This window comes from Pirellulales bacterium, from assembly GCA_036499395.1.
Taxonomy (GTDB): domain Bacteria; phylum Planctomycetota; class Planctomycetia; order Pirellulales; family JACPPG01; genus JACPPG01.
Genome location: DASYDW010000132.1, coordinates 94,554 through 108,082, shown reverse-complemented (window position 1 = coordinate 108,082; position 13,529 = coordinate 94,554). Strand labels below are relative to the sequence as shown.

At 59.9% G+C, this 13,529-nt stretch carries 11 protein-coding genes and 1 tRNA gene; 6 read left to right on the top strand and 6 right to left on the bottom strand.

Annotation, left to right across the window (positions count from 1 at the left end):
* Positions 1–49: 49 nt before the first annotated feature.
* On the top strand, positions 50–1,360 hold the full coding sequence (locus tag VGN12_27355) for a hypothetical protein (GenBank protein HEY4313199.1): 1,311 nt from the start codon (positions 50–52) through the stop codon (positions 1,358–1,360).
* 6 nt (positions 1,361–1,366) lie between these two features.
* A tRNA-Leu gene (locus VGN12_27350) sits at positions 1,367–1,448 on the top strand.
* A gap of 56 nt (positions 1,449–1,504) precedes the next feature.
* Here the strand turns inward: VGN12_27350 and VGN12_27345 are convergent.
* Complete coding sequence (locus VGN12_27345; protein HEY4313198.1) at positions 1,505–2,353, bottom strand: glucose 1-dehydrogenase; 849 nt, start codon at positions 2,351–2,353, stop codon at positions 1,505–1,507.
* A 77-nt stretch (positions 2,354–2,430) separates the two neighbouring features.
* On the opposite strand from VGN12_27345, the gene VGN12_27340 reads away from it, so the two are divergent.
* Both VGN12_27340 and VGN12_27335 read left to right on the top strand, forming a co-directional pair.
* Positions 2,431–3,270: an amidohydrolase family protein gene (locus VGN12_27340; protein HEY4313197.1), complete on the top strand. Its 840-nt coding sequence runs from the start codon at positions 2,431–2,433 to the stop codon at positions 3,268–3,270.
* A gap of 96 nt (positions 3,271–3,366) precedes the next feature.
* Positions 3,367–4,704 (top strand): DUF1501 domain-containing protein, encoded by a 1,338-nt coding sequence (locus VGN12_27335; GenBank protein HEY4313196.1) that lies wholly within the window; start codon positions 3,367–3,369, stop codon positions 4,702–4,704.
* Positions 4,705–4,747: 43 nt separating this feature from the next.
* Here the strand turns inward: VGN12_27335 and VGN12_27330 are convergent, their stop codons facing one another.
* From VGN12_27330 to VGN12_27315, 4 genes are all read right to left on the bottom strand, one after another.
* Complete coding sequence (locus tag VGN12_27330; protein HEY4313195.1) at positions 4,748–5,398, bottom strand: nitroreductase; 651 nt, start codon at positions 5,396–5,398, stop codon at positions 4,748–4,750.
* 59 nt (positions 5,399–5,457) lie between these two features.
* Positions 5,458–7,380 (bottom strand): asparagine synthase (glutamine-hydrolyzing), encoded by a 1,923-nt coding sequence (gene asnB, locus VGN12_27325; protein HEY4313194.1) that lies wholly within the window; start codon positions 7,378–7,380, stop codon positions 5,458–5,460.
* Between the two features lie 51 nt (positions 7,381–7,431).
* A complete protein-coding gene (locus VGN12_27320; GenBank protein HEY4313193.1) occupies positions 7,432–8,745 on the bottom strand; it encodes an MFS transporter in 1,314 nt (437 codons plus the stop codon).
* Between the two features lie 175 nt (positions 8,746–8,920).
* Complete coding sequence (locus VGN12_27315) at positions 8,921–10,570, bottom strand: hypothetical protein (protein HEY4313192.1); 1,650 nt, start codon at positions 10,568–10,570, stop codon at positions 8,921–8,923.
* 309 nt (positions 10,571–10,879) lie between these two features.
* Here VGN12_27315 and VGN12_27310 point away from each other — a divergent pair, with 309 nt between their 5' ends.
* Positions 10,880–11,938 carry an aldo/keto reductase gene (locus tag VGN12_27310; protein ID HEY4313191.1) on the top strand — a complete coding sequence of 353 codons (1,059 nt, stop codon included), beginning with the start codon at positions 10,880–10,882 and terminating at the stop codon, positions 11,936–11,938.
* A gap of 28 nt (positions 11,939–11,966) precedes the next feature.
* Here VGN12_27310 and VGN12_27305 read toward each other — a convergent pair whose 3' ends face one another.
* Positions 11,967–12,992: an NAD-dependent epimerase/dehydratase family protein gene (locus VGN12_27305; GenBank protein HEY4313190.1), complete on the bottom strand. Its 1,026-nt coding sequence runs from the start codon at positions 12,990–12,992 to the stop codon at positions 11,967–11,969.
* Between the two features lie 201 nt (positions 12,993–13,193).
* On the opposite strand from VGN12_27305, the gene VGN12_27300 reads away from it, so the two are divergent.
* The gene (locus VGN12_27300; protein ID HEY4313189.1) at positions 13,194–13,463 is read left to right on the top strand and encodes a hypothetical protein; all 270 of its coding nucleotides are present in this window, start codon (positions 13,194–13,196) and stop codon (positions 13,461–13,463) included.
* Positions 13,464–13,529 lie beyond the last annotated feature (66 nt).

Sequence of the window (13,529 nt, the reverse complement as noted above, 5' to 3'; positions counted from 1 at the left end):
AATGGTCGGGTCCAGGTGCCTTTTGAGATTTCTCATGGGAGGATGCACGATGGCAACGAACATTTATATCGTAAAGCGCAAAACCAGTAAGAAACGCAAGAATGGCAAGGCGACGTACAAGCTCGCCCTACGTTGGAAGGATCCTGCTACCGGCAAATGGCAATGTGAAGCCGCGGGAACGGCAGATCGTTCCGAGGCGGAGTCCCTACGCAAACTGAAATGGGCAGAGGTCAACGGGCTTCTGCCCCAAGCGCCGATTGCCTTGGAACCAGAACCCGAGCCCTTCAGGCCATCTTGGCTGGACTGCCGTGACGCTGTAGAGCGAGCAATGCGGGCGGACAATTTGCGTCCCTCCTACGTTGCGGATGCATTGCTGCTCTTTGACGCGTTGCAGAAGGGATTCCCCGATTTGGGCAGTCCCGCTGATGTGACCTTGGAACATGCCAACGAGTACAAGCGTCGACGTTCCGAGGGTAAGAACGCTGTGTCCCCCTGGACGCTCCGGGGAGACCTCTCGACTCTCAAAGCGGTATTCGGCAAATGGTTGGGTTCCGAATGCAGTCTGCTGCCATCAAATCCCTTCGAGAAGGTTAAGCCGCCCAAGTGCGACGATCCCGATGTCCGGATTGTGACGGCCGGCGAAACGGCTGAACTGTTCGCCTGGCTGAATGAGCGCTGGAATAATTGGCGGCTGCCGCTCGTTTATTTGGAGGTCGCGGCGTTGCTCGGCTGGCGGGCAACCGAGATTGCGAGCCTTAGAGACGAAGACCTGCTGGCCGATGGTTACGTGCGGGTTTGCGCAGGATCGTCCAAGACGCGCAAGTACAAATATGGCTGGCTTCCCGAGGATCTCCACGCCGAGTTGTGTGCCTGCTCGGCTGGCGGCTGGGCGTTTGGCCGTTTCTCGGACGAATTGCGGCGGCTCCTGATCCTCTGGAAACGCCAGCCAAACCACGCGGCCCGGGTGAAGGGATTCGGGCCCTGCAGACTCGTCGGATGGGTCCAGCAGGAGCTACAGCGGTTTAACGACGCCAAGACGGCGAAGGCCGTGGAAGGTAAGAGGCAATGGGAGCCGTTCACGATGCACGATTTCCGGCGCACTGCAATAACCGGCATGCAAATGGCTGGCGCTTCGGAGAAAGACGTCAGCGTCATGGTTGGCGCCACTCCTGAGGTGATCCGTCGGCACTACGACAGGATGGATCAACTAACTATTGCACGACGCAACGTCGAACGCAGGATCGGCACAGGCGGCAAGGGCGCAACACAGATGCACCGATCATTGCGCGCCCGTTGCGCGCAGCCCGAAACAGGCTCCCTTGACGAGTCACGGAATTCGACGCAAACTGTTTCTGCATAACACTTCGCGAGAGTGGCGGAATTGGCAGACGCGCTGGACTTAGGATCCAGTGCCGCAAGGCGTGAGGGTTCGAGTCCCTCCTCTCGCATTTCGAATCGCGCACAATGCGGCAACGGCTAGATCTATCGCCGGATGAGGTGAGAATCACTCGGGCGGCACGCCCAGCGATTTGCCGCCGTCGATCGCGATCATTGTGCCGGTCACCATCGCCGCAGCCTCGCTGGCCAGGTACAGGATCGCCTGCGCCACTTCCTCCGGCGTGATCATCCGGCCATAGGCCTGGGCAAGTGGACTGGCGGCGATGAATCGCGCAGCCGTAGCCTGGCGATCCGTGGCCGAGGCCAGATCGGCGTTCATCATGCCTGTGTCGCCAACGGGACCGGGACAAACGGCGTTCACCCGAATCCGATCACGCGCGTGACAAAGGGCCAGGCTGCGGGTCATCGCGATCAAAGCCATTTTGCTCGTCGAATAAACGGGATCGTGCGCGCGCGGAAGCAGTCCGGCGTTGCTGGCGGTAACGATGATTGAACCACCGCCGGCTGCGCGCAGATGCGAAATAGCATGGTGCGCCAGCAAGTACGTCGCCTTGAAATTGATCTCCATAACGGCGTCCCATTCTGCCTCGGTGACGTCCGGTATTTGCTTGACGAGACCAATGCCGGCGTTGCTGACAATGATGTCCAGCCGCCCCTCGTCAGACACGGCCCGTTCCAAAAGTCGGCGTACTTCTTCATCGCGTCGCACGTCGCACAACTGCGCGTGAATGCCAAGCTCTCCAAATCTTGGCGTGTTCTCCTCTGGCAGTCGAACGTCACCAACAAAGACTTTTGCCCCTTCACGGGCTAGTGCAATTGCCGTGGCCCGACCAATGCCGCTCGCTCCACCGGTAACAATCGCTACGCGTCCGGCCAAGGAATTCATGCCATGCGCCTCGTCGATCACTTCGATTTTTTTGCCATGTGACGAGACTAACTTAGCAACTGCGGCCATCCATTGCTTGCTTCGACAGCGCCGCACGGCTTACGATGTGCCGAAAGCACATCCACCCTGCGCCCGAGACAATTCCGATGTCCGATCAGCCGATTCCAATCATCGACGCCTGGGCCAACCCGGCCATCAAGGAGATGTTCGATTCCGTGCCCGAGATCGCGAGGCTGTTCCGCCAGTCGGGCTCCGCACACCTGTTGGAGAAAGGGGTAAGCGCCGACGAGATGGTGGGAATGATGGACGCCGCCGGCATCGAACGGGTGTGCATGACCACCTGGGCTCGACCTGGCATTTCGATCACCAGCAACGATCGCATTGCCGAGTTTCTGCACGCCTATCCGAAACGTTTTGTCGGCGTGGCGACGGTGAACTTAGAGAAACCAGTCGAGGCAGTGCGCGAGCTGGATCGTGCCGTGCGGCAGTTGGGCTTCAAGGCGCTGCGCGTGATTCCTTGGCTGTGGAATCGCCCGCCGAATGACAAGCTGTACTATCCGCTGTACGTAAAGTGCATCGAACTGGATATTCCGTTTTGCACGCAAGTCGGACACACAGGCCCCTTGATGCCGTCTGAACCGGGGCGCCCGATTCCTTACATCGACGAAGTGGCGTTGACATTTCCTGAGTTGCGAATTCTTGGTGGGCACATTGGCTATCCGTGGACGGACGAGATGATCGCGCTGGCCTGGAAACACGAGCACGTGTACATCGATACGAGCGCCTACCTGCCGAAATATTACCCGCCGCAACTCATCCATTTCATGAACACGTACGGCGCGGACAAGGTGCTGTTCGGCACGAACTTCCCAATGCTCTCGCTGGAAAAATGCGCGGCGCAGGCTCGCGAGTTGCCGCTAAAACCGGAAACGATGGCAAAGTTCTTGCGCGAAAATGCCCTGCGCGTTTACAAGCTGGCGTTGTAAGACCGTATAAGGGCCATTTCGCTTGGCGATCGGTGATAAATCTGGCTACACTGACGGACACCCGCCCCGAGCCCTTTCCCGCCCGAGAGTTTCCTCATGCCACGTGGCCATTTGCCTTCTGCTTGGAGCCGTCGCGAGGTTTTGCGTGTCGGCGGCTTGTCGATCCTGGCCGGCGCCGGCAGCCAGGCTGTGCAGGCGGCTACGTCCCGTTCAGGCGCGGGCGATCCGCAGCGGCGTTGCATTTTCATACTGCTGCAGGGCGGACTGAGCCATATCGATCTTTACGACCCAAAGCCACAGGCCAGCGAGCAGATTCGCGGTCCCTTCGGCACGATCGATTCCAGCGTACCGGGGCTGCGGCTGGGCGAGATGCTGCCGCAAACAGCCAAGATCGCGCATCACGTCGCGCTCGTGCGGTCGATGGAACATGATTTCAATAATCATATTGCGGGCACGTACGTCACGCTCACAGGCTCGAACGATCAACGCAATGAGGATCGCGAGGCGCGTGGCGAGGATTTCCCAGGTCCCGGCGCGGTGCTGAACTATCTACAGCGATCGCCGGCCGCGGTGCCCGTGAGTGTGTCGTTGCCCAACTGGTTGAGCATTCCTGGTCCGTCGAATCGTATGCCGGGACAATACGGCGGTTTTTTGGGAAACCTGACCGATCCGTTTTTAATTTCGGGCGATCCGAGCAAAGCCGATTTCAAGCCGCTCGACTTGACGCTGCCTGAGTACGTGCCGCTCGACCGGATGCAGTCTCGCTGGACCCTGCGCGAACAGATCGACGCCACGACCAGGCATTTGGAAAACCAATTGACACAATCGCACGATCGACTGCGTCAAAGCGCGTACGATCTGCTAATCGATCCAGGCTTTCGTGACGCTCTCGATCTTTCGCGCGAGTCGGACGCGATGCGCGACCGGTATGGAAAGACGTCGCTGGGGCAGTCATTGCTGCTTGCCCGGCGCCTGGTCGAGGCGGGCGTCCGCATGGTCTCGTACAACGCCTTCAACCAGTCTTGGGATTCGCACGGCCACATCCAGAACACGTATAAGCATCGAGTGCCCCCCCTCGATCAGGCCTATTCCGCGCTGATCGAAGACCTGGCATCGCGCGGGATGCTCGAGCGGACGATGGTTATCAAGACAGGGGAATTCGGTCGTACGCCGGTCATCAATAAAGAGGCGGGGCGGGATCATTGGCCGAGCGCCTACTCGTGCCTGCTGGCCGGCGGTGGCGTCCGCGGTGGAATTGTACACGGGGCCAGCGATGCCAAAGGCGCTTACGTAACAAGTCAGCCTGTGGCGCCGGCCGACGTGTTGGCCACGATGTGGTCGCATCTGGGGGTCGATCCCACGACCGAACTGCGCGATCGATTCGACCGGCCGATCGTGCTATGCAAGGGGCGCGTACTACACGAGTTGTTATAGGTCTAGGCGGTTTCGGTGCTCACAGAGCACCCTAATTGAGCGGTCAGGCGTCGAGGAACGTCACGTTCGCCGACATCGGATCGCGAGCCTGCCGCGTGCGATTGGCAAGCACCGACGGATCTTCATATCCGAACGAGATGCCACACACGATGCGCAAATCGTCGGAGATCGACAATTCGCGGCGGATGATGCCAGGATAGCTGCTGAGGCTCGCCTGGGCGCAACTCGCCACGCCGCGAGACCACAACGCCAGGAGCAATGTCTGCACATACGCCCCGACATCGAGTGCCACGCGTACGCCAAACGCTTTTTGCATGCAGACAATGGCCACGTGCGGGGCGTCGAAGAGTTCGAAATTGCGCAGCGTGGCTCGCATGCGACCTTCGTAATCGTCGCGGGCGATGCCCATCTCGCGATACATCGTCACCGCGCAATCGACCTGCAGCTTGCGATAGACGCCCGCGAAAGCGTCGAGCGCATCGTCGGCGTCGGGCATTTGCCCCTCCGCCACGGCCTGACATAAAGCAGCCCGCAACCTATCGCGTGCCGGCCCACTGGCGATGAAGACTCGCCACGGCTGCACGTTGCAGTTCGAGGGAGCACGCTGTGCCAGTTCTAACGCTTCGTCCAACACCTGGCGCGGCACCGGCCGATCAGCAAAAAAGCCGCGTACGCTACGCCTCTCACGAATCATCTGGTCAAGGTCGTGCATGAGGATAGCAGTTGGCAGAGGGCTGTAAGCAGTCAGATTGCCTATAGTTTGTATCGTTCTTGCAAAACGCACGCGCTCAACACGTGGGTAAGCAGATAGCTCGCGCCGCTCCGCTTTTGTTCGTCCAGGGTGGGCATGCGGTCAAGTACGCCCAATACGGCCTTGGGGTCATAAAACGGTTGCGATTCAAGTGCCGGCCCACGCAGAGTGTCGTTCATCAACTGGCTAAGCCGACCTGTCTGCTCCAAGCCTGACGGCGGCGCCAGGAACGGATGCTTCTGCCGCCGGTAAATGGTGTCGGTAATGAACGGCTTGGCTGCCTCTCGGAGCACGTATTTCTCGGTCATACCGCGGATCTTCATAGCCACGGGCAGATCACGTACCAGCTCGACCACTTTGTGGTCCAGGAAGGGAACGCGTCCCTCGATCGAGTGCGCCATCTCCATGCGATCTCCCAGCATGTTCAGCAGGTAGTTGGCGAGCATCGTCTTGGTCCACAAGTAGAGCGACTGATTCACAGGCTCGCGCCCGCTGAGCTGCCCGCGCACGTCAAAGCGATTCAGGAATACACGGAAGGGATCGCGATCAGCAAATTCGGACAAGAATTCCGGCCGCAGCAGGCGACGATAGCGCACAGCGTTTGCAGAGCGAACTTCCAGCCACGACGGCACGAAGCCCAATGTGCGCTTTACGCTATCCATCGGCAGCGGCTCGCCGTTGGGCAAGAGGACGCCACGGGAGACCTGATTGCTATCGGTCAGCTCTTTCAGCAGCCGTTCGACCTCGTTGGGATCTTGCCCGGCCGAGTTATACAGCAGCATGTCGCGGCGGAAATGGGCATACCCACCCAGGATCTCATCGGATCCTTCGCCCGTGAGCACGACCTTGAAGCCGTGATCGCGCACCATCTGACTGAGCAGGAATTTGGCCACACCGTGCGGATTGGCCGTCAGCGTCTCGCTGTGCCAGATGGCGTCCGAGAAATTGTCGGCCAGTTGTGTCTGCTTGATCGGCAGCGGATGGAAATTGGCATGTGCGTGCTCGGCCATCTCCTGGGCCACAAATTCCTCGTTGTAGGAATCGACGTCAAAGCAGAGGGTAAAGGCTTCGATCGGATCACTGCGGTGCGCCGCGGCGATGCCCAGCAGGGCACAGCTATCCAGCCCGCCACTCAGGTAGCACCCGACGGGGACGTCGGCTCGCAGGCGAATGCGGACAGCCTCGTCCAGCGTAGCTCGCATGCGCTCAATATGCTCGGCGTCACTGAGCGCGGGACGCGGTTCATCGATGCGCGGATAGTCGAAATCCCAATAACGGACGATTTGCGTGTGTTGCTGCGTGGCCAGCAAATAGCAGCCGGGTGGGACCTGGCGAACGCCCTGGAACAGCGAACGGTCCTGGTCGAAATAGACGTGCGAAATCTGAAAGAATGATTCGTGATCCCACCGCGCCGGGACTCCAGCAGCGAACAAGGCCTTGGCCTCCGAGGCGAAATAGAGCGTGTCGCCGACCTGCGCGTAATACAGCGGCTTGACGCCAAACCGGTCGCGAACGGCCATTAACGTTCCGTTGGCCTCGTCCCACAGGATGATGGCGAACTCGCCACGCAGTTCCTGCAGCGCCGAGGCGCCGTAATCCTCATACAGGTGCAGCGCGATTTCACTGTCGGAATGAGTACGCAGCGTGTGGCCGCGCGCCGTTAGCTCGCGCTGGATGCGTTCGAAATCGTAGAACTCGCCGTTGACGATGATGTGCAGCCGCTCATCTTCGTTGGCGATCGGCTGGTCCCCCGTCTTCAGGTCGATGATGCTCAGACGTGTATGCCCGAGGGCCACCCGACCGTGCGGCGCCACCCAATGCCGTTGACCATCCGGCCCGCGATGGTGCAGGGTTTGCATACCCCGCTCGAGCGCGGGGACCGAAACGGGGCCGCTGCGCGAGAACATGGCAACAATGCCACACATATCCGCCTGACCTTTCCAGAAAGTGCGAGCGAGCGATGCGGCGACCCTGGCTCATTCTACGCGAGCGGCACGGCGGACGTCGCGAGGCGTGAGAAACAAGGCGCACACTAGCGTCAGTCCACCGATCACCACGTAAACGGTTCCCATCATGGCAATCGCGGCGCCCAGCGTGATCCGTCCCTGGTCAACCGCTCCGCCGACCAGAATCGGCCCTCCCGCTCCGGCCATCCATCCCACGAAGTTTGCAACGCCCACAATTGTGCCGCGGCGGGCTGCGGGTACTACGTCGTAAATCGCGGCCCAGATGTTCGAATCGTAGATTCCTTTGCAGAAGCCGAACACGACCATCGCCGCGATCAAAGCGTTGGCAGTGTCCGCGACTCCGCAATAGTAGACCGCCGGGGCACCGACCAACAGGCCTGCCGCCTGTGTCGCGACACGGCCTCCGAGGGCGAACCGCCGCCAGAAATCTGCCAGAAACCCGCCGGCGATGGTACCGGTGACGCTGCCGATCTGAATATAAAACGTGCCCACGATGGCGGCCCGAGTGACCGACATGTCGAAATTCTCGTGCAGGTACGTTGGCATCCAGGTCAAGACACCCCAAGCGACGAAATTCGCGCTGGGAAACACGATCAACAGCACCACGGCCGTGGGAGTTTTGAGCAAATACTGCAGAAAGGCTGCCATCGAGATGGGCTTCGTCTCGACCGGCTGCACGTCAGTATCCCCTTCGAGAATCTCGGCCTGGTTCCTTACCGGTTCACGGATGAACGCCGCGAGAATCAGCCCTAGCACCACGCCAGCCGCTCCAAGAAAGATGAACGGGGTTTGCCAGCCGAACTTTTCCCCCATCCAGCCGCCGATGGCTCCGCCACCGATGATGCCGGCATAAACGCCCGTTTGATGGATGGCCATGGCGCGCGATCGCGTGCTCTTGCCGTGATAGTCACTAACCAAAGACATGGACGCGGGAAAGTAGAACGTCTCGCCCAGACCTTCGGAAGCTCGTACGAAGATGAAGTGCCAGAAGTTGCGGCACACGGCCGTGAAGCCCGTAATCGCGCTCCATACATACAGGCCACTCAGAATCACGAGCTTGCGGCTCATGCGGTCGCCCACCTGGCCGGCAAAGGGGGCCGAAACGGCGTACACGATCATGAACGACGACTTGATCCAGCCCAGCTCATATTTCGAGAAGCCGAACTGCTCCTGCAAAAGCGGAAAAGTGACCGAGATCACTTCGCGATCGGCGTAATTGAAAAAACAGATAAACCACAGCATCCCGACGACCCACCACTTGTAAGATCCGCTGGCGCCCGCCGCTGGTTCAGCCGGCGCTTTCTCAGTGGTGGGTTGATGCACAGGAACAAGGCCTTTCTGGGCGTGGAACGGGATTTGGCGAGCCCCAATAGTAAGGCAACGGCCGGGGAATTGCCAACCGTCGAGGATTCATCTACGGAGGCAACGAGCTGGTGCCGAGTGAGTGAATGCAGCCGAGACGGCTGCACCACAAAAAACTACGACGTTTCAGCGACGTTCATTCTAAAAGTCGCCGATAGCGCCCCATCCAATAGGGCAGCAAGATAAACGTGCCGTCATCGCGGGCCCGGCCGTCGCCCCCATGGTCTAGCTGGTAGGGATCGCCGTTCCATTTCATCACGTGCCGCTCGGCGATCGGCAACACGACATTGCCACGCGCACGCTTGAATCGGTTCGAAAACGTGACCGCTACATCGCGGCGGTGGCTGTTTTTCATACCCCACCGCGTCGTGTCCGGCGGAACCTCGCGGAACCATTCCAGGCAATCGGTCAGGTCGTAATCCTCCGCAGCGATCAGGCCGGCGTCCGGTCGCGCGAGCGGGTCCGTCCAGGTGTTGGCCTGCACGCCCGCCGCGTAAATGAAATTGAAGAACGGGCTTCGCTCGGGTCGCTCGACCAGCCACGTACGTTTCAGGCTGGCCATGTACTTGGCGCGCAAGTCAGGGTCACGTTCGTAGATCACGAGCGGGTAGTAGGCCGTAAACGCCAACTCATCATCGCTGTGATTGGCCATTTCCATCGGCCAGGTGCTCTTTTGCAGGACGGTATTGGTCGCATAGGAGTGGTTCTCGATCAAGTCTTTCGCAGCCGCAGCGTAACGGGGCTTGCCAACGATGTGATCGGCCACTTTCAAGTGCGACAGGATCTCCAGCGAATTCAGGCCACGGTCGCCCAACCGTTTCAAGTCATGATTCAACGCTTCGGGTGCCCAGACACCCCAAGTGGTCGGCTTCCCGGGCGGACCAACGTAATAAAAGCCGTGGTCGATGATGTGGTCCGTAATCCGCGCGACGTAGGCCGAGATTTCCTTTTTTTCCTCCGCGGTCGCCGCAACGTCGTGGTAGATCGAATAGGCGAAGAAATGCCCGTCGACCTCGTCACTCGACGTGTCACCTTTCCACCACCAACGGCCGTCAGCCGATTTGTGCCATTCTCCGCCATGCTTCCACGAATCGTCATCGATCGGCAAAACGCTTCGGGCGACGAAGCCGGGTATCCCCGTAATTCTCTCCAGGAACATCAGGGCCTCGAGCGCAGCCCGTGCGTTCTTCTTCGCTTGCGGATCGCCCGTGGCGCCATAACGAAACGCCTCGGCGGCCACATACAGGCTGGTCCATAGACCGTCGTTGTCGTTGGTCTGTTGCACATATCCAGCCGCCAGATTGCCGGGTTCTTTCAGGTGGATATCGCCGACCAGTCCGAAGCGCAGGTGATGCTTTTGAATGTTGTCGTTGATCTCGGCCATCTTTTGGTCGAGAGTCGTCTCTGACTGCTTGATCCGCGCGACGCCGGCCGAAGTTTTCACGGCGACTTCGTTTGACGTTATCAGGCTCAGTTCCTGCACGTCGTCGGCGGGCAGCCAATGTCGCGAGTGGAAAACGCGCCAGCGCGTTGCCCCGGGCGCAAGCAACGTCAATCCATGCTGAGAACCAACCCAAAGGCTGCCGTCCGAACCCTTCGTGCCTGTCGTTACGTCACTGAACGGGAATGTCGGCTGACCATATTCGATTTCCGCGAGTTGCGCCGCGGAAAGCGTTTCACCCGTCGAGGCTGGAAGCGCCGTTTGGGCAACCGGCTCGGCAACCCACGCCAGATACGTTTCGTCGTGAGCTGCCAGTAGCGCGACGCAGCAGAGCAGGGCATTCATCGATCTAAATCCAACGGGAGGATGTGTGGGCGGGACTTCGGCGGTAATCACGGACAAGCGGGCTATCCGATAACTAGCCGCCGATAGGCCATGTTGCAAGCGAGCGTCGAGGTTATTCCCGCGAAGATCGATGGGTACCGGAAACTTTCCAATTCTGGAAAAACATGGCAATCCAAGGCGCGAAATCCTATGATCGAGAGGCCTCTCATGGATCGCTCGTGTTCATGCAAGGTATTGCGTCTCATTGCACGCCAAACACGAGCCAACTTCCGGCGAACCGATCTGTCCCCTAGCGAGGAGGGTTCTGCGATGCGCGAATCACGGCACGGCTTCGAACGGCGCGATTTCTTGAAGTCAGGCCTGATCGCGGCTGCCGGAACCGCGGCGCTCGGACAACGTCTCGCGACAGCCGCCGCCCCTGCCGAGAAATCGATCGAACTGACCGAGGCGAAACTGCCGTCGAGAAAGTTCGGCAAAACCGGCCACACACTGCCGATCCTGGGCATGGGAGGCTCGGCCATGGTGCGGCTCTTTACGAGTGCCTACGGCGTCGAGTTGCTGCCCGTCGACGATCGCGTTGCGATGGTCCGACACGCCTACGACAGCGGCTTGCGCTACTTCGATACAGCCCGCGTTTATGGCGAGAGCGAATCGATCATGGGTCGCGGATTGAAAGGCGTGCGCGACAATGTTTACCTGGCCACGAAGTGCCACATGACCGATCCCGGCCAGGTGCGCAAGTGCGTCGAGACATCGCTCGAACAGCTCGGCACCGATTACGTCGATTGCGTGCAAATTCACAGTCCGCCCATCGAGCGAGTTGGCTTCGAGGGAGGGATGAAGATCCATGCCGAACTCGCCAAGCTGCGCGATGAGAAGATGCTGCGCTTCATCGGGCTGACAACGCACGTCGCCTTCGAGGACGTGCTGAAGATGATCGGCACCGCCGGATTCGACCAGGTGCTGCTGGCCTATGGTTACTTCCGCCGCGGGATGGATACGATCCTTTCGAACCCGAAGGTTGAATACCGCGACATGTGCCTGGCTAAAGCGGCCGATTTGGGCATGGCGATCGTCGCCATGAAGGTGATGGGGGCGAACATCTTTAGCCACAACTCGAAGAACCTGGTGGCTGACTCCGATCCGGCCGTGCTGGACAAGTTGCCCGCCGCGGCGATCCGCTGGGTGCTGCAGGATCCGCGTATCTCGATGTTGAACATCGGCGTGTCGATGCCCTCGGACATCGATCAGAACCTGGCAACGCTCACTGGCAACCTGGCCTACACGAACGATGATCGCACGTTATTGGCGGAGTTCTCAGCCAAGGCCTACGCTAGTGAAACCGTGCAGAAGATGAAGGTGACGTGAACCGAGCGAGTGCCGCGCGACAAATGCCTCACCCGCGATCTTTTGAATCACGAGAAGCAGATTCTCGACCAGTACACACGTCGCGTCGCGACGCAATCACATCGTGGATAATCGCGTCCAGGTCGTAGCGCAATTGGAAATCGATCGTGCTGCGTAGCCGAGTCAGGTCCGGCACACGGCTGCGAACGTCCTCGAAATCGGCCGAATACGCCTCGGAGTAGCTCTGGAATTGGATGGCGAGCGCCGGATCGATCGCCACCGCTACCCGGCGGGCCAAATCGAGAATCTTCACGGGATGATCGCTGCCGATGTTGAAGACTCTCCCCAACGCCGACGGCATTTCCATCAGGGTGATCACCGCCGCAACGACGTCAGCCACGTGAGCAAAGCAGCGAACCTGCTGGCCATCGTCATGAACCACCAGCGGGCCACCGGCAAGCGCGGCGTTGACCAGTCGCGGGAGCACCATGCCGTAAGCCCCGCTTTGCCGCGGACCGACGACGTTGAAGAATCGCGCGATGACCAGCGGCAGTCCATGCTCACGCGCATAGGCCAGGGCGAGAAATTCGTCGATCGCTTTCGACACGCCGTACGACCAGCGGGCTTTAGTCGTGGGTCCGAAGACCAGGTCGTCCTCCTCGGTCCAACTGGGCCGAGGATTCTTGCCGTACACTTCGCTGGTGCTGGCCAGAAACAACTTGACGGATTCACCCCGATCGTGACGGGCCTTGAGCGCGGCCAGGATCAACTCGGTGGGATAAATATTCGTCTCGATCGTGCGGACCGGGTCCCGTGCGATCAATTGCACTCCCACGGCCGCCGCCAGGTGGTAGACGCTATCGACATCCGCTATTAACCGATGCACCAGTTCGCGATCGGCAACAGAACCGGACACGAAGCGAAACCGTTCTGATTGGCGGGCCGCTGCTAGGTTCGCAGAGTTGCCCGTCGACTCGTCGTCGACAACCGTCACCGTGTCGCCGCGGGCCAGCAGGGAATCGGTCAAATGACTTCCGATAAAACCGGCCCCGCCGGTCACCAAAACCTTCGCCAAAGTCGACCTCACTTAAGTCTTGAGCAAAATCCGTCGGCAGGCTCGGTCACAATGCGGCAGTGAGCCGGGGCGCGTCGATGTACCGTCGCTTCGGATGCCGTTCAACCCACCCTACCGCAGTGGGATGCCGAATGGCGAAGTGACGTCAGGGTAACAGCCCCGTAAGCTTGTGGGACATGGGGTCCGCTCGGAGATTTCACCGTGATTCGTGCCGCCCTCCCACTCTCCAGCTTATCGATCTTTCGCCGCGAAAAGGGGGCTGCCCCCGAATTGTACGGCCCGGCTGCTGGGCTGATACCGTACGATTACTCGGTTGTTGAGCCCGCTGCCAAGGTCACGTCAGCTTTTGGTGCCAGCACCATTGATCCAGCGGCGACGGTTTGTCGGCTCAATACGCCGGTTCTGCGGATGGAGTCCGGCAGTCCGAGCCATCACGAATCGCCGCTTAACTGCCCGAGCGACCGCGCATAGTTCTCGATACCAGCCTGATCGAGTGTTCGTGATGTGGTGCTGAGGGCCGCCTGACTGACGCACCGC

Bases quoted from the DNA above. Each gene is read 5' to 3' on its own strand.
- VGN12_27345 (HEY4313198.1), bottom strand. From the start codon at position 2,353: ATGGCCGCAGTTGCTAAGTTAGTCTCGTCACATGGCAAAAAAATCGAA.
- VGN12_27330 (HEY4313195.1), bottom strand. From the start codon at position 5,398: ATGATTCGTGAGAGGCGTAGCGTACGCGGCTTTTTTGCTGATCGGCCG.
- VGN12_27340 (HEY4313197.1), top strand. From the start codon at position 2,431: ATGTCCGATCAGCCGATTCCAATCATCGACGCCTGGGCCAACCCGGCC.
- VGN12_27315 (HEY4313192.1), bottom strand. From the start codon at position 10,570: ATGAATGCCCTGCTCTGCTGCGTCGCGCTACTGGCAGCTCACGACGAA.
- VGN12_27335 (HEY4313196.1), top strand. From the start codon at position 3,367: ATGCCACGTGGCCATTTGCCTTCTGCTTGGAGCCGTCGCGAGGTTTTG.
- VGN12_27310 (HEY4313191.1), top strand. From the start codon at position 10,880: ATGCGCGAATCACGGCACGGCTTCGAACGGCGCGATTTCTTGAAGTCA.
- VGN12_27355 (HEY4313199.1), top strand. From the start codon at position 50: ATGGCAACGAACATTTATATCGTAAAGCGCAAAACCAGTAAGAAACGC.
- asnB (HEY4313194.1), bottom strand. From the start codon at position 7,380: ATGTGTGGCATTGTTGCCATGTTCTCGCGCAGCGGCCCCGTTTCGGTC.